This window comes from Stutzerimonas stutzeri, from assembly GCF_000952685.1.
Lineage (GTDB): Bacteria > Pseudomonadota > Gammaproteobacteria > Pseudomonadales > Pseudomonadaceae > Stutzerimonas > Stutzerimonas stutzeri_E.
In genome coordinates this window covers 113,653-140,426 of the sequence record NZ_JYHV01000010.1, presented here as the reverse complement: position 1 = coordinate 140,426, position 26,774 = coordinate 113,653, and the positions used below count along the sequence as shown (strand labels likewise).

Genomic DNA, 26,774 nt, shown 5'->3' with positions numbered 1-26,774 from the left:
GCTATTACCAGCGCAGGCCCCGCGCGACCGGAGGACGTTAAGGCTCCCGCGTGCCCGCTCGTGCGTGCGTACGGGAACGATCATTGCGCCCAAAACTGCTGCCCAGCCTAATCAACCAGCCCACCGGCGATGTCGCGCGATCAGGGCGTGAGATACGAGGAGCGAGTCAGCCCCAGCCGCAGCGCGTCGATGTACTGGGTGCGTTCTTTGGCGCTGAGCCGCGCACTGGACACTTTGTCGCGGTAGTAGGTCATCAGCTCCTCGGGCGACAGATGCACGTAGCGCAGCATGTCCTCGATAGTGTCGTGGGTTTCGATGCCCGCGTGGTAGAAGCTGCCGTCCTCGCGCTGATAGACGTTGACCGAATCGGTATCGCCGAACAGGTTGTGCATGTCGCCGAGGATTTCCTGGTAGGCACCCACCAGGAACACACCGAGGAAGTATTCCTCCCCCGCCTGGATCTCATGCACCGGCATGCTGTTCTCGATGCTCTGCTCGTCGACGTAGTGCTTGATCTTGCCATCGGAGTCGCAGGTCAGGTCCTGCAGCACGGCACGGCGCACCGGCTCTTCGGTCAGCCGTTGCAACGGCACGATTGGCAGAATCTGGTCGATCGCCCAAGTATCCGGCAGGCTCTGGAACACCGAGAAGTTGCAGATGTACTTGTCCGCAAGCTTGTCGTTGAGCTCGTCAAGCACAGCGCGGTGCGAGCGCTGGCGCGCCTTAAGCTGGTTATAGAGGCGACGACAAATGGCAAAGTAGCTCTGCTCGGACAGCGCCTTTTGCGCCAGACTCAGCTTGCCTGAGGCGTACTGGGCAGCGGCCTCGCTCATGTAGTGTGTCGCGCGCCAGTAGGTTTCGGTAACCATTTCAGGATCTGACGGCCCCAGCAAGTCGGCCAGCGACTGCACGATTTCGGGCAGCTCGTCATAGTTCTCTATCGTCGGCGCCTCGTCGTTGTGGCGCTCGAAATCGGTGACCTGCATCACCAGCACCGCATGGTGCGCCGTCATGGCCCGACCGCTCTCGGAGAAGATATGCGGGTGCGGCAATTCCTGCCGGTCGCAGAACTCCTTGAGCATGCCAACCACGGTGCCGGCATACTCATCGATGTCGTAGTTGATCGAACTGGCATTGCGCGAATGCGTGCCGTCGTAGTCCACACCCAATCCACCGCCCACATCGATGTGATCGACGGGCAAACCGAGCGCGCGCAATTCGGCGTAATAACGGATGGCTTCGCGAAAGCCGTCGCGATAGTCGGCCAGGTTGGCGATCTGCGAACCCATGTGGAAGTGCAGCAGCCGCACGCCCTGCTCCACGCCTGCCGCACGGAAGCGTTCGATGACGGTGAGCAGCTGAGCAGCTGACAGGCCGAACTTGGATTTCTCGCCGCCCGTGTCGGCCCACTTGCTCGATGCCAGGGAGGACAACCGTACGCGCAGTCCAACCTGCGGGAGGATCTTCAGCTCCGCGGCTTCTTCGATGACCATGCCCACTTCGGACATTTTCTCGATGACGATGAAAACGTTATGGCCGAGCTTCTGCCCCATCAGTGCCAGGCGGATGAACTCACGATCCTTGTAGCCGTTACAGACGATGGTGCCGCCCTTCGGCGCTAGTGCCAGCACGGCCATCAACTCGGGCTTGGAGCCGGCCTCGAGGCCAATGGCGACGTTCTGCGTGGCGATGATGTTCTCCACCACCGCTTCCTGCTGATTGACCTTGATCGGATACAGCGCAGTGTATTTGCTCTGATATTCGAGGCGCTCGATGTTGGCATCGAACGCGCCGGTCAGACGACGCACGCGGTCCTGCAAGATGTCCGGGAAGCGCACCAGCAACGGCAGCGTCAGTCCGGCATCACGCAACTGTTCGATCAGTCCGGTGAACTCGATCGCCTCGCCCGCGGGCCCCTGCGGGCGCACCTCGACATGGCCGTCGTCGCTGATCGAAAAGTAACCGGCGCCCCAGTGGCGAATGCCGTAAACGCTACGGCTGTCCGCTGCGGTCCATTGGCTGCCGTCATCTTTACGTGTGCGTCGTACGGGCATTTAAGCCTCCTGAGAAAAGGGTGAGTCTGCCGAGCCTAGAACACGACAGAAAGGCTATCCCGGTTGGACAGCCTGTGCGCAAAGAAATAAGCGCAAAACGTGATTGGGTAAGGTACTGACCTCAACCGCCGGATTTTTTTGCCTTGAATCCACGCTTGGTCAGTTCATCCAGTAGCAGCTGAACATGATCGCCCTGGATTTCTATGATCCCATCCTTGAGCGCGCCGCCCGTCCCGCAACGGCGCTTGAGCGCACCGGCAAGCTCCTTGAGCTCGGTTTCGGCAAGCGGTACGCCTGCAATGGTTGTCACGGTCTTGCCACCGCGGCCCTTACTCTCCCGGCGGACCCGGGCGATGCCGTCGCCTTGCGCAATGACCGACTGCTTGCAGATACAGGCGTCCAGCGGCTGGCTGCAATCGGGGCAGTGCCGCCCGGCATCGGTGGAAAACACCAGCCCACCAAGGCCTGAAAAGGAAGTGGTTTTCTTGGCCACATGAACCTCTTGAGCGAAGAAATCGGCGCGGTTATCCAGGCGCCGCAAAGCCGCGCAATTTAACAGCAAAACAGGCGGACTCGAAGGGTTGCGCACGCCATGGCCGCGAACGGGTTCCGAAACCGGTACGGATATCAGAGCCGGCCACTAGGCGCGTACGGTTGAGGATCGACGCATGGTCTGTTGCCAGTCATCAGATCGGCAAGCAGCTGGCACGAAGCGGGCGCCAGCACCAGGCCGTTACGAAAGTGTCCGCAATTGAGCCAGAGCCCGTCATGACCAGGCACCGGGCCGATGTAAGGAACCCCCTCCGGCGATGCGGGCCGCAGCCCGGCCCAGTGCTTGATCACCTCAGCATCTGCCAGAGCAGGCAGCAAATCGATAGCGGTCGCTCTGAGGCTATCCAGAGCCTCTTCGGTAGGCGTTTTGTCGAAACCGACGTCTTCCAGCGTGCTGCCTACGAGGATATGACCGTCACGGCGCGGAATCGCATAACGCCGCTTGGCCAGCACCATGCTCGGCAGGAAGTCCTCGGCGCACTTGAAAAGGATCATCTGCCCTTTCATGGGCCTAACCGGCAACTCCAACCCAAGCGTCGCCAGCAACTTGCCACTCCAGGCTCCAGCCGCGACGACGACGCGATCGGCACGCATTTCTCCTTGGGCCGTTCGCACACCTACGACCCTCTGCCCTTCACGAAGGAATCCAGTGACGGGGCAACGCTCAACGATGTCTACGTTTGGCAGCTGGCTCAGCGCCACCCGCAATGCCTGTAGCAGCCGAGGGTTACGCACGTTGGCGACACCCGGCATGAACACGGCTTTTGAGAATCCTTCACCAAGCGAAGGAACCGCTGCATGCACAGCATCCATGTCAACGCGATGCAGCGAACGCCCTTCGCGCTCGGCCCAGGCCAGTGCATCGTCCTCATCCTCCAGGTCCAGCCAGTACAGCCCCGTCTCGTGAACCTCAGGATCGATGCCCGCCTGCTGCAGAAGCGTATTACCCAACTGCGGATAGTAATCCTGCGACCAATGCGCCAACGCCGTCACCGCCGAGGTGTAACGCCACGGGTACAACGGCGAAACGATACCTCCACCAGCCCAGGAGGCTTCGGTGCCGGCTAAACTAGACTCCAGCAGCAAAACCGGCACACCAACCTGAGCTAGCCGATAGGCTGACAACAGGCCGATTGCGCCAGCACCGACGATGATCACTTCTGAACTCACACGCCTCTCCATCTGGTTCACATTTCACGCCATTTTAACTTGGACTAAATGGCGGGCTGCTTTAAAAGGTCGTCTCTACTATTGAGCAACCAGCGCAAAAAACAGCAGCCAGGAAGGCTGAATATCATACGTGCAAAGGAACCGCACTATGGGGAACCGAAGTCAAGGCTTTACGCTTATAGAACTTTTGACCACGCTAGCAATAGCTGGGGTTGTCATTTCCATGGCTGTTCCAGCGTTTGAAACTCTTATTACGCGAAGCCGCCAACAAGCTCTGCTCGACCAGACCTGGACGGCAATCCAGAGCACCAGAGCAGCCGCCGTCATGAGGAAAGAATCCGTTGAGATCTGTGGAACGAAGGACTCAGCGACATGTAATTCCGATTGGGTCGACGGCTGGTTAATACGTAGCACTGGCTCCCAACAAGTATTCAATGTCACCAGGCTGCGACTTGGGGAGCAACTGCAATGGAAAGGGTTGGGAAAATCCGTTCAATTCCGTAGCAATGGGACGACGCTAAACAATGGGGCGTTCTTTCAGTGCCACGATACAAAGGTTGCCTGGCAACTCAAGCTCAGCCGCCAAGGCCGCCTACGTAAAGCCAGCGCCGAGGAAAATGCAGGCAGCACGTTCTGCAGAGATAGATGAGTTCTCGGTGCGCTGCCATCATCTTGCGAAGCGCTTCACACAAGCAGAACGGGACCTTACCGGCCATCGCCACAAACTGGCCGATCATCACCAGGCTCAGGACAACAAACCGCAGCGAACCCATTATCCGCTCAAGAATTTTCAATGGAGCACGCCATGTCACGCCGTCGCGACATGCATGGATTCACACTGATTGAATTGATGATCACCCTGGCATTGCTAACCATAGTGGTGACCATAGCCGTCCCGAATTTCACGTTTTTTATTCAGAAGACACGCTTGCAGAGCAAAGCCGAGGAGTTAGTTGGTTTCTTACAGTACGCCCGCAGCGAGGCAGTAACGCACAGGACCGCCGCTACGATTGCAGTAGACGATGACGGCCCCTGGGTTCTCAGCATTGGCAGCAATGAACGCCGGCTTGAACACCTACCTGCCCAAGCGCAGATGCTCGCAGACGTAGCAGCCGTGACTTACCGGGCGAACGGCACCGCAACCCCCGCCGTGATTACGCTCTGCCTTGATGCTAATCCCGATACGGGATTCGTCGTGGGGGTGCAGTCCAGCGGAGCAGCGCGATTGCATCCGCGTGGGGAAAACCTCGACGGCAGCGACTTGACTAGCTGCCAGCCATAAGGACGAACATGAAACATAGCAAAGGCTTTAGCTTGATCGAAGTGATGGTGACGCTTGTGCTCACCACTATCGGCATCCTTGGCATGGTAGCGATGCAAGGTCGCAGCATCCAATACACGCAAGACTCGGTTCAGAGAAACGCAGCGGTAATGCTGGCAGATGACTATGTAGAGATCATTCGAGCCAATCCCGATGAGTTGTTTGAAAAAGCGCCGCCGAAAGAGCCTTTTTACAGCGGGTTCAAAGATACCTCGCCGTTTTACAAGGAAGCGGGCAGTGATTTCTCAACTGCCCCGGCTGCGTGTGTAAGTAACCCCAAAAGCGCGCTGGAGATGCGCAACTGTTGGGTAGAGACGGCGCAGACAACGCTCCCGAATGCAGCGGCCTTATTTAAAGACGCCTTTTATGTCTGCCGCAGCTCTACCCCAGGCACCTGTGACGACAAAGGTTCCATGTTGGAGATTCAGCTGGCATGGACAGTAAAAGCCGGCACCTGCCCTGATGACAGAGCGCCAAGCGACACCACCTGTATTTACAGAACTCGAGTCGAACTATGAGATCTTATAAATTCACTGCGCAGCGCGGGCTGTCGATGATCGAGCTTCTAGTAGCCCTCGCCATCAGCAGCTTTTTGCTTCTCGGCATAAGCCAGATATATCTCGACAACAAGCGCACTCAGCTCTTTCAGCAGAACCAGACCGGCAACCAAGAAAACAGCCGCTTTGCTGCCCTGATACTTAACGAGTACCTTGGCAAAGCGGGCTATCGCCGCGCACCGGACCAGCTGATCGAAGAAGCATTCCCTGCGCAGTCCTATCCCGGATGCAAGCAGTTCGGCAAAGGAAGTGCTGTTTCCGCTACGACTGACGGACAAGGCATATGCCTACGCTATCAGCCAGTAGTCAGTGGTGAACTGGATTGCCACGGTAATGCCAGCCCGGCATTCACCGATACCACTGCATTCAAAGCCCCACCCACTAGCAGTCTCATTGTACTGGCTATCAAATACGTTCCTGGTACCGATCCGAAAGCCTTGAACTCCGGCACGCTGGAGTGCAGCAACGTAACTGTCGGCAATCCTAGCTATGTAGAGCTAATCACTGGCGTTGCCGACTTTCGCCTTGAGTTCGGAGTGGGCGGCAAGGACTTATTGGAAAGGAAACTTACGGATGGCAGTAACCGCTTCGTAAGCGCAAGCACATGGAGCGAGGGCAGCGGTCCGATACGCGCAGTGCGTTACTCAATTCTACTTGCCAGTAACGAAGGCCAGCGGGATAGCGAATCCGTGGTTTACAACACGTGGTATGACGCCGCTGACGCCACGATAAAAGCGCGCCTCGCTGATGGAGATGACAACCGCATCTATCAGGTAGCTCACGCTACAAAAACTATCAGGAACTTGATGCCATGACCGCCTTTCAGCCTGCCCGGGAGCGCGGCGCTACGCTGTTAGTCGCGCTCGTAATGCTGCTCATCATGACTGTACTCGCGGCCTCCAGCATGCGAGGGGTCGTACTGGAAACCAGAATAACCGGTAACCGCGCAGAGAACTTGCGCTTGCAGGGAGCAGCCAACGCTGCATTACGTGAAGCTGAGTTTCGCTTCTATGGTCCAGCATATCTACGCGACAAACTTGAGCCTACCCAAAGCAATTGCCAGAAAGACAATGTGCTACAAGCGAACGGAGCCAACCGCCCCTGTTTGCTGAACATTAGCGGCAATGCCGATCGTCTGAGTTACATGCTCGACCCGTTGAAATATCTTAAAAACAGTTCGGCTGAAAACAAATCGGGCGCAGACACGGATGCCGCCGGCACAACCGAGTTCATCACATGGATGCCTTATCGCGGCAGAATAGCCGGGAATGATAACGTGACCTCCACCGACTTTAGCGCTTACTGGAATACATATCTGATTTCAATTGGCGAAGACGACGCCACAGCCCTGAATGCCGAATATGGAGCGGTCATGGAAGGCCGAGGCACTTACTTTTATCAGATTAATGGACAAGCCGACGACCGGCTAGCCGTGCAGTCGACAACCGCCAATGTCTACGTCGGCTTGAACAATTAAAGGAATATGGATATGACGGTTGATTATTCCGGCATCACGAAAACTTTGATTGCAGCAGCGATCGGCTCCGCCATTTTCACGGCCCCTCTAAATTTAAGCGCCGCGATTTCTCAACAGCCTCTCTCACTTACCGAAGGGGTTGCACCTAACTTGTTGGTAACGTTAGATGACTCGGGAAGTATGGCATGGGATTACGCGCCTGATGGCCGATCCAACTGGGGTATCGCGTTACAATCCAACGCAACAAACTCCATGTACTACAAGCCGAACCACTCGTACAGGCTGCCAAAAAAACTGAGCCTGGACAGTTCTGGAGAAATAATAGTTCAGGAGTACAATGCTCCCACAGACTACTCGGCGGTACCCGTTGACGGATACAACCCAGGCGGCAGTAAAGCAACGTTATACGACGTATCTGAGCGGTGCACCTGGAGAGGATGCACAACAACTACAACTGACAATTTTTTCTACTATATATACAACACCAACACTTCCACGTGCCCGATCAAGCCAACGACAAAGCCAGCAGATAGCTGTTTCACCAAGGTTTCAGTTACTGGGGACGAACGGCGAAATTTTGCGATTTGGTATTCCTTTTATCGCACAAGAAACCTCGCCACACGGACCGCCGCGAATCTCGCCTTTTACACCTTGCCAGAAAATGTCCGCCTCACCTGGGGCGCACTCAATACCTGCGCAATAGGCGCAGGTACAACCAGCGGGACATGTAACACCAATACCATTGGGCGCTTTTCCGGCGAGCACCGAGTAAACTTCTTTAATTGGCTAAGCACCTTACCAAGGTCAGGCGGCACCCCCCTGCATAACGCAATGATGCGCGCAGGCGATTTCCTAAAGGACAATACTAAAGCCTACAGAGATGAAGACGGCAGCCAGTACTCATGTAGGGCGAGCTATCACATATTGATGACCGACGGCATGTGGAACGGGCGTCCCAGTGGCTCGACCAACCATGATGGGGGCCTTGAGTATCCTTATAAGGACGATCAAGCAAACACCTTAGCTGACTGGGCATATTATTACTGGGCAAACGATCTTCGTCCGAATATTGCCAATAACATTCGGCCATATGTACCGTTCGAAACCGGAAACGAAGCGAACGACAGGAAAGACCCGCGCAACAATCCCGCCAATTGGCAGCACATGGTCAACTTTACCGTTGGTTTGGGCTTAACCAATTCACTGCAACTGGCTACCGCCCCCACGTGGAGCGGATCAACGTTCGCCAACCATAGCGAACTGATGAATATGGGTACCAACGGCAAACGCTGGCCAGGAGTTGGAAACGACGATCCTGATAACGTGTATGACGTCTGGCACGCAGCAGTTAACTCGCGCGGCGAGTTCTTCAGCGCAGACTCGCCTGACAGTCTTGTTGCAGCCTTCGCTAACATTCTAAGCCGTATTGCTGAACGTACGACCTCTGCTGCCAGCCCAGCCATAAACTCGGGCATGCAGGATGACGGAACGGGTGGATTGGTCAGCTATGCCTATCAAACGTCGTACTCAAGCGATGAAAGCTGGGCGGGCGATATCAAGGGATATCTGAAGACCAAAACGCTCAACGCCGTAACTGGCCTTTACGAGGTCACGACCACCGAGGAATGGAGCGCTCGTGAACAGCTTGCCAGCCGCAGCACAGGTCGGAATATCACCATTGCCAGTACAAACGGAACGCTGGGCGATACTGATGGCCTCACCGATCTGAGCTGGAGCCACGCGGGGAACCCCGATACCGCTGGCACCCTCGCTTATTTCCTGCGGCAAAATCCGGATGATGGCGACACGCTGGAAACAGATAGCACTAACGCGCAGTTGCGCTTAAATTTCCTCAAAGGTGACCGGAGTAAAGAAGGAACACTTTTTCGTAAGCGCAACACAGTCCTCGGTGACATGATTGCCTCAAAACCCGTGACGGTACGCGGGGCTCGCTACTTGAGCAGCTATGCAGAACGTCTACACCCGGAAAGCAATTACGCCGAATTCGTCGCGCTGCAAAGCGAACGGTCGCCCCGCGTCTATGTTGGAGCCAATGATGGAATGCTTCACGGTTTCGACGCCGCAACGGGGAACGAGACCTTTGCTTTCGTTCCAAGTGCAGTTTTTCAAAAGCTGCACAAGCTCACAGGCAAAAGCTACCAAGGTGCTCATCACCAATTTTACGTAGATGGCTCACCAGTGGTTGCGGATGTTTTCATCGGCGGAGAATGGCGTACCGTTCTGGTCGGCACCTTGCGAGCAGGCGGAAAGGGGTTGTTCGCGCTCGACGTCACCGACCCAGCTGGCGTCAAGCTCTTGTGGGAATTCCACGACAAGTCGATCCCGGGCAATAACGACGTGCGCTTGGGGTACAGCTTTCCACAACCTACGATCGCCAGGTTGCATAACGGCAAGTGGGCCGTGGTGACCGGAAATGGTTACGACAGCGCCAACAAGGACAACGGTAAGGCAGCTTTGCTGATCATCGACATGGAAACCGGCGAACTCACCAAGAGCCTGGAAGTCAGCGGCGCGGAAGGCGTAGCCAATGGCTTGTCGACTCCAAAATTGGCGGACTTTAATGCGGACGGGGTGGCGGACTTTGCCTATGCCGGTGACATTCAAGGAAATCTCTGGCGATTCAACCTTACTCCAGAAGATATGGTGGGCCCCTATACCCGCCAGGAAAGCGAAACAAACACTGCGGAAACCGGATTCAAAGTCTCTTACTCCAACAAGCCGATTTTCAAGGCAGTAACTGGCACAGGTGAACGCCAACCGATCACCGCAGCACCTTCGATCATCCGTCACCCCACGCTGCATGGTTATCTAATTGTTTTCGGCACAGGCAAATATTTCGAAGAGGGTGACAAGGACGGCTCCTCCACGACGCAAAGCATCTATGGCATCTGGGACACCGATACACTCAACCCCAACGGCAGCTTGCAGCCAGCCAGTTTGGTGAGAGAAAACCTACAAGCTCAGTCGATGAACGATACGCTCGAGAGCGAAGTAACTGGTCGGGATGCTCGTCTGTTGAGCGAAAACGGCGTGAAATGGGCAATTCCGCCATCCCCCACTGAGCCTCAGTGGACAGATGAAGGCGGCCTTAAATACGGCTGGTTCTTCGACTTGCCACTAGACAGCGAGATGATGATCGAGAACATGGTCACTTTAGGCAGGACTCTGTTTTTCCAGACCCTAGTCCCCAATGCGGACCCTTGCTCGTCGGGCGTCGAAACCTGGACTTACGCAATCAACCCCCAGACCGGCGGACGTACCTTTCACCATGCATTCGTCGACCATCGCAGCGCCAACAGTCCCGATACTGTTATTTCCGCGGTACGTCAGGACGGCGAAGGTGGCCTGACCTTGGGTCAAGGTCCAGATACTAAATACGAGCTATGCACCGGCCTCGAATGCAAGCCAGTGTTCCCAGACCCTTCCAGTCTCGGTCGCCAAAGCTGGCGTCCAATAGGGGAGTAACCATATGCGCATCAGATTGCACCTTTCGCTTACAGCGCTATCGCTGATATTTCTATCGGGCTTAACACACGCAGCGACCTTCGAAGCCGTAGGCACTATCGACGATGTGCGGCTTGGTCAGAATCTAGTGGTCGTCGAAGCGACAACGTACGCCCTGCCAAACAAAACGGTGATAAACGGAACGCCGGCAATACTCCAGCTAAAGCCTGGATACCTGATAGGCTTCAGTGGAGCCGAAGCCTCGCCGCACCCGATCATCGAGTCGGTTTATCTGTATCCAGACTCCGTGCGCAGAGTGGAAGAGGGGGAGCAGCCGTGACTGCACGTTCTAAAGGCTTCACCTTGATTGAATTAATGATAGTTGTCGGCATTCTGGGAATACTTGTGGCTATCGCTTACCCTAATTACACGGAATATGTTAACCGTGGTAATCGCAGTGAAGGGCAAGCGTTGCTCAATGATGCAGCGGCAAGTCAGGAGCGCTTTTTCGCCCAGAACAATCGCTATGTGACGACTGCGGCGGACATCGCCAAGCTGGGACTGCGCGGTACTACCGGTACAACTGTCAAATCGGATAACGGAAAGTACACTTTGACGGTCGGCACGAATGCCAACGATGGTGGCTACACCTTGACCGCAACACAGAACTTCGGAGATGCAGCCTGCGGCAATTTGTCTTTAAATGCTCGTGGGGTCAAAGCTAATAGCGGCACAAAAAGCGTTGAAGCGTGCTGGAAGTAGACAAACCGACAGTGCGTGAATCAAACCCGGCAATCGCCGGGTTTGTTTTTCTGCAGGTTGGCATATCTAGCGGCTCTAAACCGCCCTCACCCGCAACTCCTTCGGCATCGAGAACGTCACGTTCTCGGGCCGGCCATCCAGCTCGTCCATACCGGTCGCGCCCCATTCGCGCAGCCGATCTATTACGCCGCGCACCAGCACCTCGGGTGCCGAGGCGCCGGCCGTAATGCCGATACGGTCGATGTTTTCGAACCACTCTTGCTTGAGGTCTTCCGCGCCATCAATTAAGTAGGCGGGCGTATCCATGCGCTCGGCCAGCTCGCGTAGGCGATTGGAGTTGGAGCTATTGGGACTGCCGACCACCAGTACCACATCGCACTCCCCGGCCAGTTGCTTGACGGCATCCTGACGATTTTGGGTGGCGTAGCAGATATCGTCCTTGCGTGGGCCGCCAATGCTGGGGAAGCGCGCGCGCAGCGCATCGATGACTCGACTGGTGTCGTCCATCGAAAGGGTCGTCTGGGTAACGAAGGCCAGTGCTTCCGGGTTCCGCACCTGTAGCTTGGCGACATCCTCCTCGTCTTCCACCAGATAGATCGAGCCGCCATTGGCCGTGTCGTATTGCCCCATAGTGCCTTCGACTTCGGGATGCCCTTGGTGGCCGATGAGGATGCATTCACGCCCTTCCCGGCTGTATTTGGTCACTTCCAGATGGACCTTGGTCACCAACGGGCAGGTAGCGTCGAATACCTTGAGGCCCCGCCTTTCCCCTTCCATCCGCACGGCCTGGGACACGCCATGGGCACTGAAAATGACGATGAAGCCATCCGGTACTTGGTCCAGCTCATCGACGAAAATCGCGCCCCGCTCCCGCAGGTCTTCCACCACGAACTTGTTATGTACGACCTCGTGACGCACGTAGATCGGAGGCCCGAATACCTCCAGCGCACGATTGACGATCTCAATGGCGCGATCGACACCGGCACAGAAGCCACGCGGATTAGCGAGTTTGATTTGCATGTGAATTCTCGGCACTCGAGGCGGTGAGTTGTGAGTGTAACGCCTGGTCAGCGCTATGACGCAAGGCCCGCCGCGGCGTGAAGCCCATCATCTAAGCGGGGGCTATGTGCTGCTTGGTGCTGCTTGGTGGATGTACGCCACTGGGTCTTTCAGACCGGCTTGACGTCAAATATCTCTACGTCGAAGGTCAGTGCCTTGCCGGCCAGAGGATGGTTGAAGTCAACGGTAACCTGCCGGTCGTCAAAGGCTTTGACGATGCCTGGCAGCTCCGTCTTGGCGGCATCGTTGAAAATCACCAGCAAGCCTTCAGACAGCTCCATATTTTCGAACTGACTGCGCGGCATGGTTTGCACGTTCTGCGGGTTGTGCTGGCCGAAACCCTGTTCTGGCGCCATCTGGAAGGTGCGCTTGTCACCGGCCTTGAGCCCGAACAGCTGCTGTTCGAACCCTGGCAGCAGATTTCCGTCGCCAACCTTGAACGTCGCCGGCTGCTTGTCGAACGTGGTGTCGACCTGTTCTCCGTTTTCCAGACTTAGCGCGAAGTGCAAGGTGACCTGCATGTCCGGCCCGATGCGTTGTTCAGTCATTTACCGTTTCTCCCGTTTTACTGCTACGGAACATATCCAACGCCAGCATCACGGCGCCTATGGTGATGGCACTGTCGGCGATGTTGAATGCCGGGAAATACCAGCGGTTCTGCCAATGCACCAGAATGAAGTCGACGACATGACCCAACACCACGCGATCGTAAAGATTACCGAGCGCGCCACCCAGGACCAGTGCCAGAGCCACTGCGAGCCAGGTCTCGGCTGACTTCAAGCGTTTCATCCAAACCACCAGCACCGCGCTGACGCCGATGGCGATCACCGTGAACAGCCAGCGCTGCCAGCCGGAATGGTCGGCCAGGAAGCTGAAGGCGGCACCCGTGTTGTAGGCCAGCGTCCAGGCGAAGTAGTTCGGGATCACCTCGACCTTCTGGTACAGACTGAAGTTGGCCTCGAAGTAGTGCTTGGTCGCCTGATCCAGCGCAATGACCAGCACGCTGAGCCAAAGCCACGAGAGCTTGCCAAGGCGACCGGTCATGCTGCTGCCCTCGAATGACGGCGGCGAGCCGAAGCCCACCCTACGAGGCCGGCACTCGCAACAGACGGCAGAAATGCACGGAGGGTCGCGCAATCAGATGCGCTATCACGCATAGCGGCGAACCTCTCCAGCGCCTTCGATATTCTCAACACAGCGACCGCAGATTTCAGGATGCTCGGCGTGAGTGCCTACGTCGGGCAGATGGTGCCAGCAACGCCCACACTTCGGATTGGCAGTTTTTCCGACCTGCAGCTTGAGACCCGGCAGCTCGCTTTCAACCGCATCGGCGGGCGCCGCGGAGAGCGGAACGACCCGCACAGCCGACGTGATCAGCACGAAGCGCAGCTCATTACCCAGTTTGGCCAGATCGCTCACCAGTTCGTCTTCGGCGTAAAGCACGACCTCGGCTTGCAGGTTGCCGCCGATGGTCTTGGCGGCGCGCTGAGTTTCTAGCTCCTTGTTTACGGCAGCCTTGACTGCCATGACCTTATCCCAGAACTCCCGCCCCAGCTCGACATTCTCTGGCAGTTCGCTAAGCCCCTCGTACCAGGTGTTGAGCATCACCGATTCGTTCCGCTTGCCTGGCAGGTACTGCCAGATCTCATCGGCGGTGAACGACAGTATCGGTGCGATCCAGCGCACCAGTGCCTCGACGATGTGATACAGCGCGGTTTGGCAGGATCGCCGCGGCAGACTGTCGGCACCGGTGGTGTACTGACGATCCTTGATGATGTCGAGGTAGAAGCCGCCCAGTTCCTGCACGCAGAAGTTATGCACTTTCTGATACACGTTCCAGAATTTGTAGGTGCGGTAGGCTTCCTCGATTTCCCTCTGCAGCAGCAGGGCACGATCGATGGCCCAGCGGTCGAGTGCAATCAGCTGATCGACTGGAACCAGATGCTGTGCCGGGTCGAAACCGTCGAGGTTGCTCAGCAGGAAGCGCGCGGTGTTGCGGATGCGCCGATAGGAGTCCGCACTGCGCTGCAGGATGACCTTGGAAACCGCCATCTCGCCTGAGTAATCGGTGGAAGCGACCCACAGACGCAGAATGTCTGCACCCAGGCTATCGGTGACTTCCTGCGGCGCGACAACGTTGCCCAGCGACTTGGACATTTTGCGGCCGTTCTCGTCGACCACGAAACCGTGCGTCAGAAGCCCCTTGTACGGCGCATGGCCGTCGATAGCCGAACCGGTCAACAGCGATGAATGGAACCAGCCACGGTGCTGATCGGAGCCCTCCAGGTACAGATCAGCGCGAGGGCCGTTTTCATGCCCCATCGGATGCGAACCGCGCATCACATGCCAATGGGTGGTGCCTGAGTCGAACCAGACGTCCAGGGTGTCGCTGATTTTTTCGTATTGCGCCGCTTCCTCACCCAGCAACTCGGCTGCATCCAGCTTCGACCAAGCTTCGATGCCGCCCTGCTCCACGCGTTGCGCAACCGCCTCCATCAGTTCGACGGTGCGAGGATGCAGGTCGCCACTTTCTTTGTGCAGGAAGAACGGAATCGGCACGCCCCAGGTGCGCTGGCGCGAGATGCACCAGTCCGGACGCCCGGCGATCATGCCATGCAAACGCGCCTGCCCCCAGGCCGGAACGAATTCGGTCTGTTCAATGGCATCTAGCGCGCGCCGGCGCAGCGAGCTGCCATCGTGGGCGACCTTGTCCATTCCGACGAACCACTGCGCCGTGGCGCGGTAAATAAGTGGGGTTTTGTGCCGCCAGCAGTGCATGTAGCTGTGCTGGATCGCCTCGTGCTTGAGCAGCGCGCCGACTTCACGCAGCTTCTCGACGATGGCCGGATTGGCCTTCCAGATGAACTGACCGCCGAAGAACGGTAGGTCGGAGACGTAGACACCGTTGCTCTGCACCGGGCCGAGAATGTCATCGTTCTCCATGCCGTAATGCTTGCAGGAGCGGAAGTCGTCTTCACCATATGCTGGCGCGGAATGGACGATACCGGTACCGGCGCCGGTTTCGACATATTCGGCCAGATACACTGGAGCGAAGCGTTCGTAGAACGGATGGCGGAAGCGGATCAGCTCCAACGCCTTGCCTTCGCAACGGGCGATGATTTCACCCGACAGGCCGTAGCGCTGCAGGCAGGACTCGACCAGCTCTTCTGCCAGCACCAGTAGACGCTCGCCGGTATGGACCAGCGCATAGACGAATTCGGGATGGACATTGAGCGCCTGGTTGGCCGGAATGGTCCAGGGCGTGGTGGTCCAGATAACGATGCTGGCGGACTTGGCCAGATTCGGCAGGCCGAACGCAGCAGCCAGCTTGTCGGCGTCCTCGACCTCGAAGGCGACGTCGATGGCATCGGATTTCTTGTCCTGATACTCCACTTCCGCCTCGGCCAGCGCCGAGCCACAGTCGAAGCACCAGTTCACCGGCTTCAGGCCTTTGAAGACGAAACCGCCTTCGACCATTTTCGCCAACGCGCGGATTTCGCCGGCTTCGTTGGCGAAATCCATGGTGCGATAAGGGTTGCTCCAATCACCTAGAACGCCAAGACGGATGAAGTCGGCCTTCTGCCCCTCGATCTGCTCGGCCGCATAGGCACGGCAGCGCTCGCGGGTCAGGTCTGCCGGCTGGTTCTTGCCGTAGGTGATCTCGACCTTGTGCTCGATCGGCAAGCCATGGCAATCCCACCCGGGTACGTAAGGCGCGTCGAAACCAGCCAGGGTCTTGGAGCGAACGATGAAATCCTTGATGACCTTGTTGACCGCATGACCGATATGAATGCTGCCGTTGGCATAGGGCGGGCCGTCGTGCAGGACGAACTTCGGGCGACCTTCGCCGATCTGCCGCAGCTTCCCGTACAGGTCAATGCTGTTCCAGCGCTGCAGGGTCTCCGGCTCGCGCTGTGGCAGACCGGCCTTCATCGGAAATGCCGTGGACGGCAGATTGAGGGTCGCTTTGTAATCGGTCATTTCAGTCCTGACTCGTGGTAAAGGGTGAAGCCCGCCAGTATTCGCGAGCCGCGGCGATATCCGTTTCAATCGCCGTCTTGAGCGCCTCCAGCGAGGCGAAGCGCTGCTCATCACGCAGCTTGTGGTGGAAAGTCACGCGCAACAGACGACCATAGAGGTCACCCTTGTAATTGAGCAAATGCACTTCCAGATGCGGCTGGCCGTCGCTTTTGACCGACGGCCGCATGCCGATGTTGGCCACCGCTGGCTGTACAACGCCGTCAACATCCGTGCTGACCATGAACACACCGCTGAGCGGTGTGTTTCTGCGCTTGAGCTGAATGTTGGCAGTCGGTGCGCCAAGCTGACGCCCGAGCGCCTGTCCGTGCATGACTCGCCCGGTAATGCTGAACGGCCGCCCGAGCAGCTTCTGTGCCAATGCCAGATCGCCATCGGCGAGGACCTGGCGCAGCCGTGTACTGCTGACACGTTCACCACCCACCTCGATAGTGGTGGCAGCCTCGACCGTAAACCCTTCCGCGGCGCCCGCCTTCAATAGAAAATTGAAATCGCCGGCACGGTCACAACCGAAACGAAAATCGTCGCCCACTTCCAAGTGTCGGACGCCGAGACCTTCGACCAGCGTCGCGTGGACGAACTCGGCGGCGCTCAATTCGCGCAAACGGCGATTGAAGGCCAGGCACAGCACCAAGTCGACGCCATGCTCATCGAGCAACTGGAGCTTTTCACGCAGCCGGGTCAGCCGTGCTGGCGCTTTGTCCGGTGCAAAGTATTCGCGCGGCTGCGGTTCGAATATCACCACGCAGCTGGGCAACCCGAGCTCGGCGGCACGCTCGCGCAGACGCGCCAGGATGGCTTGATGCCCCCGGTGAACCCCGTCGAAATTGCCGATGGTGGCGACGCAACCCCGATGCCGGGGCCGCAGGTTATGAAGACCTCGAACCAGCTGCATACCGCACTTCTTGCTTGAAAAGTCGTCGATTATACGCATGAGCCGGCGGTCCCGGACAGGTTTGCGGCGTACGCGAACTGCTGATCAGTGACGAAGATGGCGCGGCCGCAAACCGAGCAATACCAGCCCGGCTGCGAAAGCGCCTAGTCCCGCCGCCACCAGCAACCCCAACTGCAATGCGCGCCGTTGCCAATCCCAGGCGAACCACTCGACCGATGGCGCGTTGAGCCACCAGACCACCGCCACCATGGCGGCACAACCGCCGGTCAAACGCAGCAGGAAAAGCCCCCAGCCCGGCGCCAGCTGAAACACGCCGATCCGGTATAGCCCCCAGAACAGCAAACCGGCATTGAGCATCGACGACAGCGAGGTTGCCAGCGCCAGTCCGACATGTTTGAGCGGCCAGATGAGTATCAAATTCATGACCATGTTGGCGATCATGCAGGTGATTGCGACCCGCACCGGCGTCTTCAAATCCTGCCGCGCGAAGAAACCCGGCGCCAACACCTTGATCAGCATGAATGCCAGCACGCCCAGCGAGTAAGCCTCGAGCGCATTGGCCGACTGCACCACCGCTTCCTCGCTCATCGCGCCGTAAAAGAACAAGCTGGCGATTAGCGGCTCGGCCAGAATCCCCAAGGCCAGCGCTGCGGGTACCCCAACCAGCAGCACCATGCGCAGCGCCCAATTAAGTGTATTGGAAAAGGCCTTCGGGTCTTCGCCGGCGTGCTGACGCGACAGACTCGGAAGGATCACCGTACCGATGGCGATGCCAAACGCCCCGAGCGGCAATTCCGAAAGTCGGTCCGCATAGTAAAGCCACGACACACTACCGGTCTGCAGGAATGAAGCGAGCACCGTATCGAGCAGAAGGTTGATCTGACTCACCGACACGCCGAACAGGGCGGGAACCATCAGTAGCATGATCCGCCGCACGCCCTCGTCACCGAACTTTACTCGCGGCCGCGGCAACAACCCCAGCTTGGCAACATAGGGAAGCTGGAAGGCCAACTGAGCGAAGCCAGCGATGAACACGCCCCAGGCCAGGGCCATGATGGGCTGATCGAAATAGGGCGTAAGGAATATCGCCGAGGTGATCATGCAGACGTTGAGCAGCACCGGGGTAAAGCCCGGCACCGCGAAGTGCCCATAGGTATTGAGCACGCCGGAGGTAAATGCCGTCAGGGAAATCAACAACAGATAGGGAAAGGTGATCCGCAGCAGCTCGCCAGCCAGCTGCATCTTCGCCGGCTCGTCATGAAAACCCGGCGCGAACAACATCACCACGTAAGGCGAAGCCAGCACCCCGATGGCGGTAATACCCGTCAGAATCAACCCAAGCATGCCCGCCGTGCGATCGACCAGCAGCTTGACCTCAACCAATGTCCGTTTGGTTCGGTATTCCGATAGCACCGGCACGAACGCTTGGGCGAATGCGCCTTCGGCAAACAGACGGCGCAGGAAATTCGGGATTTTGAAGGCAATGAAAAAGGCGTCAGCCGACGCGCCGGAACCGAAGTAGCTCGCCACGACCATATCGCGTACCATGCCCAGCACCCGGGACAGCAGCGTCATCACACTGACTACCGCACTGGACCGCAGCAAGCCGCCTTTGCCGGATGTTTCGGACATTTGTCTTCCTAGAGTTGCAGCAGTTTGATTCCGACCAGGTACTGGTCAGCGAATCGATGGCCAGTTACGACAGTGGAAGAGGTCGCGAGTTTAGCGACACCCCATCTGTCCGGCCAGCGCCTTGAATGATCATGCACGCTTGACAAGACAACGCCGCATCGGCATGATTCGCGGCCTTATTTGCTTTGTAATCCCACGTTTTCGAGGAGTTCGACGGTGGCCAACAGCCCTTCCGCCAAAAAACGCGCAATTCAGGCTGAGAAGCGTCGCAGCCACAACGCCAGCTTGCGCTCCATGGTTCGTACCTACATCAAGAATGTGGTCAAAGCCATTGACGCAAAAGATCTGGATAAAGCTCGTACTGCTTACACCGCAGCCGTGCCTGTCATCGACCGCATGGCCGACAAAGGCATCATCCACAAGAACAAAGCCGCTCGTCACAAGAGCCGTCTGAACGGCCATATCAAGGCCCTCGGCGCTGTTGCTGCCTGAGCTGCACGTTCTTGAAAAAACCGGCCTTGAGCCGGTTTTTTTATGCCTGCGATCCACTGCTACCGATGAAAAGCTTAACGAGCATCGCCGCTCCTGATTACGGCTGCGCCCATGGCAGGATTGGAATAGCCGTCACTGCATTCTGCGGACTGCCTTCGATCACGCGATCGCTATAGACCAGATAGACAAGGGTGTTGCGCGCCTCGTCGAAAAAGCGCACCACCTGCATGGTTTTAAAAACCAGAGAAGTGCGCTCTTTGAACACAACCTCGCCGTCTTTGAACTTGTCGTTCATGCGAATAGGCCCGACCTGACGACAGGCAATCGACGCCTCGGCGCGATCTTCCGCCAACCCGAGCCCACCCTTGATGCCACCGGTTTTGGCCCTCGACAGATAACAGGTCACACCCTCGACCTTGGGGTCATCGAAGGCTTCCACCACGATTTTGTGGTTCGGCCCGAGCCACTTGAAAACCGTGTCGACCTCGCCCACTTCGCGCGCCACACCTATCGCCGGCCAAGCCAGCAGCACTACCAGCGCCTGCGCCAACCGCATCGAACACCTCATACCAGAATCATATTGTCACGATGGATGAGCTCAGGCTCGTCGACGTAACCGAGCAGCTTCTCGATTTCGTCCGAAGCATGCCCGAGAATCCGCTGAGTTTCAGCCGCACTGTAATTGACCAAACCTCGAGCGATTTCCCGCCCGTCCGGCCCCACGCAGACCACCATCTCTCCACGCCGGAACCCGCCCTGCGCCGCCTTGACACCGACCGGCAGCAAACTGCGATTACCTTGCTTGAGCGCATGCACCGCCCCAGCGTCCAACGTGACCGAGCCCCGAGTCTGAAGATGCCCCGCAAGCCATTGCTTGCGCGCCGCATGACGACTGCGCTCGGGCGCCAGCAAGGTCCCCAGCTGCTCACCGGCTTTCAACCGCGCCAGGACCTGCTCGATACGCCCACCGATGATCACCGTATGCGCGCCCGAGCGCGCCGCCAGACGCGCCGCGCGCAGCTTGGTCTGCATGCCGCCACGCCCGAGCGCGCCACCCGTCGCGCCGGCCACGGCATCCAGAGCCGGGTCATCGGCACGCGCCTCGCTAATCAGGTTGGCGTCGGGATTGCTACGCGGATCCGCATCGAACATGCCATCGCGGTCCGTGAGGATCACCAGCAAGTCAGCCTCAACCAGATTGGCGACCAGGGCCGCAAGGGTATCGTTGTCACCGAATCGGATCTCATCGGTAACCACGGTGTCGTTTTCATTGATGACCGGCACCACGCCGAGATCGATCAACGTGCGCAGCGTGCTTCGCGCGTTGAGATAACGCTTGCGGTCAGACAGGTCGTCATGAGTCACCAGCACCTGCGCGGTCTGCTGATCACAGCGACCGAAGCTGGCCTCCCACGCGCGAATGAGCCCCATCTGCCCCACCGCAGCGGCTGCCTGCAATTCATGAACAGCCTTGGGCCGCACCGTCCAGCCGAGACGACTCATGCCGGCAGCCACCGCACCGGACGACACCAGCACCAGCTCAACCCCAGCCTGGCGCAGCGCAACCATCTGATCGACCCAGACAGCCATGGCATCCTGATCGAGGCCACGCCCATCGGCCGTCAGCAGTGCGCTGCCAATCTTCACCACCCAGCGCCGCGCGCCGCTCACCTTGTCCCGCATGGATCCCGCCTTCTATCCAGTATCCGGCCAAACCATTCGATGAGCTGCAGACGAAGCAGCCCAACGACCACCCAGCTATAGATGCGCAACTACGCGAACCAACCCTTAGCGTACGTAGAAGATTTCCGCACCGCCTTCGTCGTCATCGTCATCATCGAAGTCGTCGTCATCCGCATCGACCGCCGCCTTGACCCCGGTACGACGCAGCGCCCGCTGGTCATCCAGTTCCTGTAGGCGCGCCCGCGCCTCGTCCTCGATCTGCTGATCGAGCGCTGCGAGCGCTTCGGCGTATGCAGGCTCTTCGGCGATGCGCACGGTGCGCTCGTCCAAATAACGCATGATGGCCTGGCTCAGCGCCTCGGTGCCCTCACTCTCCAGCGCAGATATAACGAACACCGGCCCCGTCCACTCAAGACGCTCGACGACTTGACGAACCCGCTCCTCGCGATCCTCCTCAAGCAGCTGATCCGCCTTGTTCAGCACCAGCCAGCGATCACGCTGAGCCAGCGCCGGGCTGAATTTCTCCAGCTCGTTGAGAATGACCTCAGCCGCATCGGCTGGATCGCTCTCATCGAGCGGCGCCATGTCCACCAAATGCAGCAACAGACGCGTACGCGCCAGATGCTTGAGGAAGCGAATCCCCAGGCCGGCACCCTCGGATGCACCCTCGATCAGACCCGGGATATCCGCGATCACGAAGCTCTTGTAGCGCCCGACACTGACCACTCCAAGGTTCGGCACCAGTGTAGTGAAGGGGTAATCGGCGACTTTCGGCTTAGCCGCCGAGACCGAGCGGATGAAGGTGCTCTTGCCCGCGTTGGGCAAGCCCAGCAGACCGACGTCAGCCAGCACCTTCAGCTCCAGCTTCAGATCACGTGCATCTCCCGGCTTGCCGGGCGTCGTCTGCCGCGGCGCACGGTTGGTACTGGACTTGAAGCGGGTATTACCCAGACCGTGCCAGCCGCCCTGAGCAACCAGCAAACGCTGACCGGCCTTGGTCAGATCACCTATTACATCCTGGGTGGCTGCATCGATTACGGTGGTGCCGACCGGCACCGGCAGAATCAGATCTTCGCCCTTGGCACCGGTGCACTCGGTGCTGCCGCCCTTTTGGCCATTAGGCGCATTGAAGCGGCGGGTATAGCGATAGTCGACCAGCGTGTTGAGGTTTTCGTCAGCCTCCAGATAAACGGAGCCGCCATCGCCGCCGTCGCCACCATTGGGGCCGCCTTTCTCGATGAACTTCTCGCGACGAAAGCTCATCATGCCGTTGCCGCCGTCGCCGGCCTTTACAAAAATCGATACTTCATCGACGAATTTCATGGGAACGCCTCCCGTCGCAGGACGGGCTTAAGAAACAAGAAACGTAAGGGTCTTGCAAAAAACCCAGCGAAAACTGAATGAGCACCGAGCAGTTCTTTGCAAGAGCCTCACAGGATACAGAAACAAAAAAGCCCCGTCGCATGACAGGGCTTTTCCAGCAACGCCGCAGTTAAGCTGCGACGACGCTCACGTAGCGACGGCCGAAAGCGCCCTTCACTTCGAACTTGATCACGCCTTCCACTTTCGCGAACAGGGTGTGATCCTTGCCCATGCCAACGCCGTAACCGGCATGGAACTGGGTGCCGCGCTGACGCACGATGATGTTACCGGCCTTGATGGCCTGGCCGCCGTACATCTTCACGCCAAGACGTTTGGCTTCTGAGTCGCGGCCGTTGCGGGTAGAACCGCCAGCTTTTTTGTGTGCCATGAGTTCAATACTCCTATAAGGGGATTCAGGCCCGATTAGCCCTGAATACCGGTGATTTTGACCTCAGTGAACCACTGACGGTGGCCCTGACGCTTCATGTGGTGCTTACGACGGCGGAATTTGATGATGGTGACCTTGTCGTGACGACCTTGGGCAATCACTTCAGCTGTGACCTTGGCACCATCAACCACCGGAGCGCCGATTTTGACATCGTCGCCGTTGCCGATCAGCAGAACGCGGTCAAAAGTGACTGCTTCACCAGTGGCAACTTCGAGTTTTTCAATCTTGAGGTATTCGCCTTCGGCGACCTTGTATTGCTTGCCGCCGGTAACGATAACTGCGTACATCTGTGTATCTCCGTTAATCCTGCTCACCCAGCGCTTAAGTGAAATAGTTGGTGGCTGGCATGGCTGCTCGGGGCCGGAAGGGACGCCCTTGCAATTGCGTAAGGCAGGGAAATGCCCAGGGGGAAAGTTCAGGGTCCGCGATTGTACGCATCCACCCATGCCGGCGCAATAGCCGGCGGGCCTTGCCTTGACAGTGTCTGACCTGCCCCATAGCATGCCGCGCAATCTCCGAGGAGTACTCGTCCCCGATGCAACCCCAGTCCTTTTACCAAGTAGTGGCTGAAGATTTTGCCGCCGTTGACGGCATCATCCGCAACCAACTGACTTCCCGCGTACCGCTGGTGGAAAAGATCGGGGACTACATCACCTCGGCCGGCGGTAAACGCCTGCGCCCCCTGCTGGTTCTGCTAAGCGGTAACGCACTGGGACTCAAGGGCGAGCAGCTGCGCCTGCTGGCCGCCATCATCGAATTCCTGCACACCTCGACGCTGCTGCATGACGACGTGGTCGACATGTCGGGCATGCGCCGTGGCCGCTCCACGGCCAACGCCCTGTGGGGCAACGCCCCAAGCGTGCTGGTCGGCGATTTTCTTTATGCACGCTCGTTCGAAATGATGGTTGACCTGGGCTCGATGCCGGTCATGCGCATCATTTCCCAGGCCACGCGGGTGATCGCCGAAGGCGAAGTGCTGCAACTATCCAAGGTGCGCGACGCTAGCACCACGGAAGAGATTTACATGGAGGTCATCCGCGGCAAGACAGCCATGCTTTTCGAAGCCTCTACGCATAGCGCCGCCACCCTGGCGGGCGCCAGTGACAAGCAGCGCGAGGCGCTCCGCACCTTCGGCGACTACCTGGGCATCGCCTTTCAGCTCGTCGACGATCTGCTGGATTACCAAGGGGACGCTGAAACCCTGGGCAAGAACGTCGGTGATGACCTGGCCGAAGGCAAACCGACCTTGCCGCTGATCTACACCATGCGCGAGGGCACCACAGAACAGGCCGCACTGGTGCGCAAGGCTATTCAGAAGGGCGGCATCGAAGATCTCGAAAGCATTCGTAACGCGGTGGAAACCTCGGGCGCCCTTGCGTACACCGCCCGCCTGGCGCGTGACTATGCTGATCGGGCCATTGCCTGCCTCGAACTTCTCCCCGCCAGCGACTATCGGGACGCCTTGGTGGAACTCAGCCGCTTCGCTGTCGCCCGCACCCACTGAATCAGCCCATCAGCGAGCGCGTCTGGGCACCCTTTTCAAACGCCCCGCCCCTCGATCTGCACGAATACCAGCCCACCATTGATCGACGCTGAGGATTTTTGCGCTTGCATGTTTGCAAATAGCAATTATTCTCATTAAGGAAATCAACTGGAGGTGAACATGACTTATCTGATCGATGCCTGGCTGGACCGACCACACCCCTACCTGAGGATTCTCGACCGCCACACCGGAGCGATATGCGTTTCACTGGAGGGAGACGCCCTGGAGGAGCTTCGTGACCAGGGCGATCTTGACCTGCAGGAGTTGAGCACCAGCGAACCCTGTGTGCTCAAGGAGCAGGTGCGCAACCTGTTCCTGTTCTCCTACGCCCGGGCGTTGCGCCCGTAGCCTTTGGTCTACAGAACGGCCAGCAACTCGACGTCAAATACCAGCACGCTGTGCGGAGGAATGCTGCCGACACCCTGGGCGCCGTAAGCCAGGTCGCTCGGCACATAGAGACGCCACTTGCTGCCAACGCCCATCAGTTGCAGCGCTTCGGTCCAACCGGCGATCACACCGCCAACCGGAAACTCGGCCGGCTGACCGCGTTGGTAGGAACTGTCGAATACGGTGCCGTCGATCAGGGTGCCATGGTAATGAGTACGCACCTGATCTGCAGCACTGGGTTTGGCGCCTTCGCCTGCAGTCAGCACTTCGTACTGCAGACCCGACGCCAGCGTGGTAACGCCGTCGCGCTTGGCATTCTCGGCCAGGAAAGCCTTTCCTTCACCCGCAGCAGCTTCTGCCTTGCGCTGCGCTTCGGCCTGCATGCGCTCGCGAATCACAGCAAAGCTGGCGTTCAGATCTTCCGGGCTGACCTGACTGGCGGCCCCGCCGAAGGCGTCACGAATGCCAGCGATCACCGCATCCAGACTGATGCCCGGTGGCGGGTTCTCGCGCAACTGGTCGCCCAGCTGACGACCGATGCCGTAGCTCACGCGCGTTTCGTCGGTGGTAAGGTTGAGATCGGTCATGCCTGGGCTCCGCAGAAAAAAGGGCCGACAGCCTAGCACAGCTCGCGGCCGGGCTTTGTCTTGGCAGCATTGGCGCGCTCACGGCGTCTGCCGCTTAAATCCGGGTGCGAAGCCAAAGCGCAGCGCTTCGCGGAGCCGCATGGGCGTCAATGTTTGGTGAGCTTGTCCAGATAGCCCATGGCGAACGCCGAGAAGACGAATGTCAGGTGAATGATCACGTACCACATCAACTGCTCGCTCTCGAGCTGCTGGGCGTCCATGAACATACGCAACAGATGGATCGACGAAATCGCTACGATCGAGGCGGCGACTTTCATCTTCAGCGATCCGGAGTCCATCTTGCCCAGCCAATCGAGCTTCTCCTTGCCTTCGTCGACATTCAGCTGCGAGACGAAGTTTTCGTAGCCGGAAAGCATCACCATCACCAGCAAGCCGCCAACCAGTGCCATGTCGATCAACGAGAGCAGTTTGAGAATCAGATCGCCTTCGCTCAGCGATAGCACGGCCGGGAGGATGTGCCAGATTTCCTGAAAGAACTTGATCGCCAGTGCGAGCAGGGCGAACGCCAGGCCAAAGTAGATAGGCGCCAGCAACCAGCGGGCGGCGTACATGGTGTTCTCGATCAATCGTTCCATCTGTTCTCACTGCGGGCAGATACCGGCAAGCGAGTATACGCAGCGCGACAGAGTCTTCAAGAAGGCGCTGTGCCCAGGTATTTCTCTTGTGGATAGAAATCCAGCAAAGTGGCGTTCTATCGAAAACGCCGCTTGCCAAGACACGGGCTGGTCGGACCGAAAATCAGGTCCTGGATTCCCAACCGCCCAGATAGCGGGCCTGATTGGCGTTGATCTTGCGCAGCTCCGCGTGCATGTGCAGTTGCCAGATGGAGGGCGAAACGGATTCGCTATAACCCTGCCCATGGAGATTGCTCGCAATCGCCTTTAGCACCGATTCAGCCTCGCGAGGGCCATGGAATGGGCCTTGCGCCTTGATCGCGGTAGGTTGACTGGCATCGATGCCGGCCGCACAAAGCAACGTCCACAAGCCGTTGCCTCCAGCCAGTGGGCGGATAATGCATTCGATACGGGTAACCAGGCCCAGGCACTGGCGATTCAGACAGAGCGTGTGAGACATGACGGCGATCCTCGCGCTAGGTTGCGCGCCGCCATCCTGGACGAATGGGCGGCCAACCTGTTTATCCCCAAAAGTTGTGGATAACCATGTGGACAGAGAGTGGGAACTCTCCTCCACTGCAGACCCGTCGCCGCCCGTATCGTTCCGTCCAGTTAT

At 58.2% G+C, this 26,774-nt stretch carries 29 protein-coding genes; 11 read left to right on the top strand and 18 right to left on the bottom strand.

The window, feature by feature from the left end:
• Positions 1-140 precede the first annotated feature (140 nt).
• The 3 genes from speA to thiO form a co-directional block, all read right to left on the bottom strand.
• Positions 141-2,054 carry an arginine decarboxylase gene (gene speA / locus UF78_RS03795; RefSeq protein ID WP_045160702.1) on the bottom strand — a complete coding sequence of 638 codons (1,914 nt, stop codon included), beginning with the start codon at positions 2,052-2,054 and terminating at the stop codon, positions 141-143.
• A 121-nt stretch (positions 2,055-2,175) separates the two neighbouring features.
• Positions 2,176-2,547, bottom strand: coding sequence for a translation initiation factor Sui1 (locus tag UF78_RS03790; protein ID WP_045160718.1), 372 nt, complete (start codon positions 2,545-2,547; stop codon positions 2,176-2,178).
• A gap of 134 nt (positions 2,548-2,681) precedes the next feature.
• Positions 2,682-3,788 (bottom strand): glycine oxidase ThiO, encoded by a 1,107-nt coding sequence (gene thiO, locus UF78_RS03785; protein WP_268988801.1) that lies wholly within the window; start codon positions 3,786-3,788, stop codon positions 2,682-2,684.
• A 136-nt stretch (positions 3,789-3,924) separates the two neighbouring features.
• On the opposite strand from thiO, the gene UF78_RS23265 reads away from it, so the two are divergent.
• Positions 3,925-4,425: a GspH/FimT family pseudopilin gene (locus tag UF78_RS23265; protein ID WP_045160700.1), complete on the top strand. Its 501-nt coding sequence runs from the start codon at positions 3,925-3,927 to the stop codon at positions 4,423-4,425.
• On the opposite strand, the gene UF78_RS22970 is transcribed toward UF78_RS23265, so the two are convergent.
• Entirely contained in the window at positions 4,352-4,570 is a 219-nt protein-coding gene (locus UF78_RS22970) for a hypothetical protein (RefSeq protein ID WP_196298635.1), read from the bottom strand. The two genes, UF78_RS23265 and UF78_RS22970, sit on opposite strands and share 74 nt — an antisense overlap.
• Positions 4,571-4,581: 11 nt before the next feature.
• Here UF78_RS22970 and UF78_RS03775 point away from each other — a divergent pair, with 11 nt between their 5' ends.
• From UF78_RS03775 to UF78_RS03745, 7 genes are read left to right on the top strand one after another with little or no spacing between them, the layout of a single operon-like run.
• Complete coding sequence (locus UF78_RS03775; protein WP_045160717.1) at positions 4,582-5,058, top strand: GspH/FimT family pseudopilin; 477 nt, start codon at positions 4,582-4,584, stop codon at positions 5,056-5,058.
• A gap of 8 nt (positions 5,059-5,066) precedes the next feature.
• Positions 5,067-5,615, top strand: a complete 549-nt coding sequence (pilV, locus tag UF78_RS03770) for a type IV pilus modification protein PilV (protein WP_045160699.1) — start codon at positions 5,067-5,069, stop codon at positions 5,613-5,615.
• Positions 5,612-6,469, top strand: coding sequence for a PilW family protein (locus UF78_RS03765; RefSeq protein ID WP_045160698.1), 858 nt, complete (start codon positions 5,612-5,614; stop codon positions 6,467-6,469). Before pilV ends, UF78_RS03765 begins: the two co-directional genes overlap by 4 nt.
• On the top strand, positions 6,466-7,131 hold the full coding sequence (locus UF78_RS03760; RefSeq protein ID WP_045160697.1) for a pilus assembly PilX family protein: 666 nt from the start codon (positions 6,466-6,468) through the stop codon (positions 7,129-7,131). The genes UF78_RS03765 and UF78_RS03760 overlap by 4 nt, the downstream gene beginning before the upstream one ends.
• 12 nt (positions 7,132-7,143) lie before the next feature.
• Positions 7,144-10,617, top strand: coding sequence for a pilus assembly protein (locus tag UF78_RS03755; RefSeq protein WP_080890546.1), 3,474 nt, complete (start codon positions 7,144-7,146; stop codon positions 10,615-10,617).
• Between the two features lie 4 nt (positions 10,618-10,621).
• A complete protein-coding gene (locus UF78_RS03750) occupies positions 10,622-10,936 on the top strand; it encodes a PilY2 family type 4a fimbrial biogenesis protein (protein WP_045160695.1) in 315 nt (104 codons plus the stop codon).
• Positions 10,933-11,358: a type IV pilin protein gene (locus UF78_RS03745; RefSeq protein ID WP_155397597.1), complete on the top strand. Its 426-nt coding sequence runs from the start codon at positions 10,933-10,935 to the stop codon at positions 11,356-11,358. The genes UF78_RS03750 and UF78_RS03745 overlap by 4 nt, the downstream gene beginning before the upstream one ends.
• A 75-nt stretch (positions 11,359-11,433) precedes the next feature.
• Here the strand turns inward: UF78_RS03745 and ispH are convergent, their stop codons facing one another.
• From ispH to murJ, 6 genes are all read right to left on the bottom strand, one after another.
• Complete coding sequence (ispH, locus tag UF78_RS03740) at positions 11,434-12,378, bottom strand: 4-hydroxy-3-methylbut-2-enyl diphosphate reductase (protein ID WP_045160693.1); 945 nt, start codon at positions 12,376-12,378, stop codon at positions 11,434-11,436.
• 149 nt (positions 12,379-12,527) lie between these two features.
• Positions 12,528-12,965 carry an FKBP-type peptidyl-prolyl cis-trans isomerase gene (fkpB, locus tag UF78_RS03735; RefSeq protein WP_045160692.1) on the bottom strand — a complete coding sequence of 146 codons (438 nt, stop codon included), beginning with the start codon at positions 12,963-12,965 and terminating at the stop codon, positions 12,528-12,530.
• Entirely contained in the window at positions 12,958-13,461 is a 504-nt protein-coding gene (gene lspA, locus UF78_RS03730) for a signal peptidase II (RefSeq protein ID WP_045160691.1), read from the bottom strand. Before lspA ends, fkpB begins: the two co-directional genes overlap by 8 nt.
• A 105-nt stretch (positions 13,462-13,566) precedes the next feature.
• Positions 13,567-16,398 carry an isoleucine--tRNA ligase gene (gene ileS / locus UF78_RS03725; RefSeq protein WP_045160690.1) on the bottom strand — a complete coding sequence of 944 codons (2,832 nt, stop codon included), beginning with the start codon at positions 16,396-16,398 and terminating at the stop codon, positions 13,567-13,569.
• Between the two features lies 1 nt (position 16,399).
• Entirely contained in the window at positions 16,400-17,350 is a 951-nt protein-coding gene (gene ribF / locus UF78_RS03720) for a bifunctional riboflavin kinase/FAD synthetase (protein WP_045160689.1), read from the bottom strand.
• Between the two features lie 84 nt (positions 17,351-17,434).
• A complete protein-coding gene (murJ, locus tag UF78_RS03715; protein ID WP_045160688.1) occupies positions 17,435-18,982 on the bottom strand; it encodes a murein biosynthesis integral membrane protein MurJ in 1,548 nt (515 codons plus the stop codon).
• 216 nt (positions 18,983-19,198) lie between these two features.
• On the opposite strand from murJ, the gene rpsT reads away from it, so the two are divergent.
• A complete protein-coding gene (rpsT, locus tag UF78_RS03710; protein WP_025240452.1) occupies positions 19,199-19,474 on the top strand; it encodes a 30S ribosomal protein S20 in 276 nt (91 codons plus the stop codon).
• 97 nt (positions 19,475-19,571) lie between these two features.
• On the opposite strand, the gene UF78_RS03705 is transcribed toward rpsT, so the two are convergent.
• The 5 genes from UF78_RS03705 to rplU form a co-directional block, all read right to left on the bottom strand.
• Positions 19,572-20,030, bottom strand: a complete 459-nt coding sequence (locus UF78_RS03705) for a CreA family protein (protein ID WP_045160687.1) — start codon at positions 20,028-20,030, stop codon at positions 19,572-19,574.
• Between the two features lie 8 nt (positions 20,031-20,038).
• Positions 20,039-21,157 (bottom strand): glutamate 5-kinase, encoded by a 1,119-nt coding sequence (proB, locus tag UF78_RS03700; protein WP_045160686.1) that lies wholly within the window; start codon positions 21,155-21,157, stop codon positions 20,039-20,041.
• Positions 21,158-21,262: 105 nt separating this feature from the next.
• On the bottom strand, positions 21,263-22,480 hold the full coding sequence (gene cgtA, locus UF78_RS03695; protein WP_045160685.1) for an Obg family GTPase CgtA: 1,218 nt from the start codon (positions 22,478-22,480) through the stop codon (positions 21,263-21,265).
• Positions 22,481-22,649: 169 nt separating this feature from the next.
• Positions 22,650-22,907, bottom strand: a complete 258-nt coding sequence (gene rpmA, locus UF78_RS03690) for a 50S ribosomal protein L27 (protein WP_003281574.1) — start codon at positions 22,905-22,907, stop codon at positions 22,650-22,652.
• Positions 22,908-22,942: 35 nt separating this feature from the next.
• Positions 22,943-23,254: a 50S ribosomal protein L21 gene (gene rplU, locus UF78_RS03685; RefSeq protein WP_003302133.1), complete on the bottom strand. Its 312-nt coding sequence runs from the start codon at positions 23,252-23,254 to the stop codon at positions 22,943-22,945.
• Between the two features lie 248 nt (positions 23,255-23,502).
• Between rplU and UF78_RS03680 the strand changes: the two genes are divergently transcribed.
• Together UF78_RS03680 and UF78_RS03675 are read left to right on the top strand one after the other, a co-directional pair.
• On the top strand, positions 23,503-24,471 hold the full coding sequence (locus UF78_RS03680; RefSeq protein WP_045160684.1) for a polyprenyl synthetase family protein: 969 nt from the start codon (positions 23,503-23,505) through the stop codon (positions 24,469-24,471).
• Positions 24,472-24,630: 159 nt separating this feature from the next.
• Entirely contained in the window at positions 24,631-24,858 is a 228-nt protein-coding gene (locus UF78_RS03675; protein WP_045160683.1) for a hypothetical protein, read from the top strand.
• Positions 24,859-24,866: 8 nt separating this feature from the next.
• Here the strand turns inward: UF78_RS03675 and UF78_RS03670 are convergent, their stop codons facing one another.
• From UF78_RS03670 to UF78_RS03660, 3 genes are all read right to left on the bottom strand, one after another.
• Complete coding sequence (locus tag UF78_RS03670) at positions 24,867-25,484, bottom strand: FKBP-type peptidyl-prolyl cis-trans isomerase (RefSeq protein ID WP_045160682.1); 618 nt, start codon at positions 25,482-25,484, stop codon at positions 24,867-24,869.
• A 146-nt stretch (positions 25,485-25,630) separates the two neighbouring features.
• Positions 25,631-26,119, bottom strand: a complete 489-nt coding sequence (locus tag UF78_RS03665; protein ID WP_019339708.1) for a TIGR00645 family protein — start codon at positions 26,117-26,119, stop codon at positions 25,631-25,633.
• 163 nt (positions 26,120-26,282) lie between these two features.
• Complete coding sequence (locus UF78_RS03660) at positions 26,283-26,618, bottom strand: hypothetical protein (protein ID WP_045160679.1); 336 nt, start codon at positions 26,616-26,618, stop codon at positions 26,283-26,285.
• Positions 26,619-26,774 lie beyond the last annotated feature (156 nt).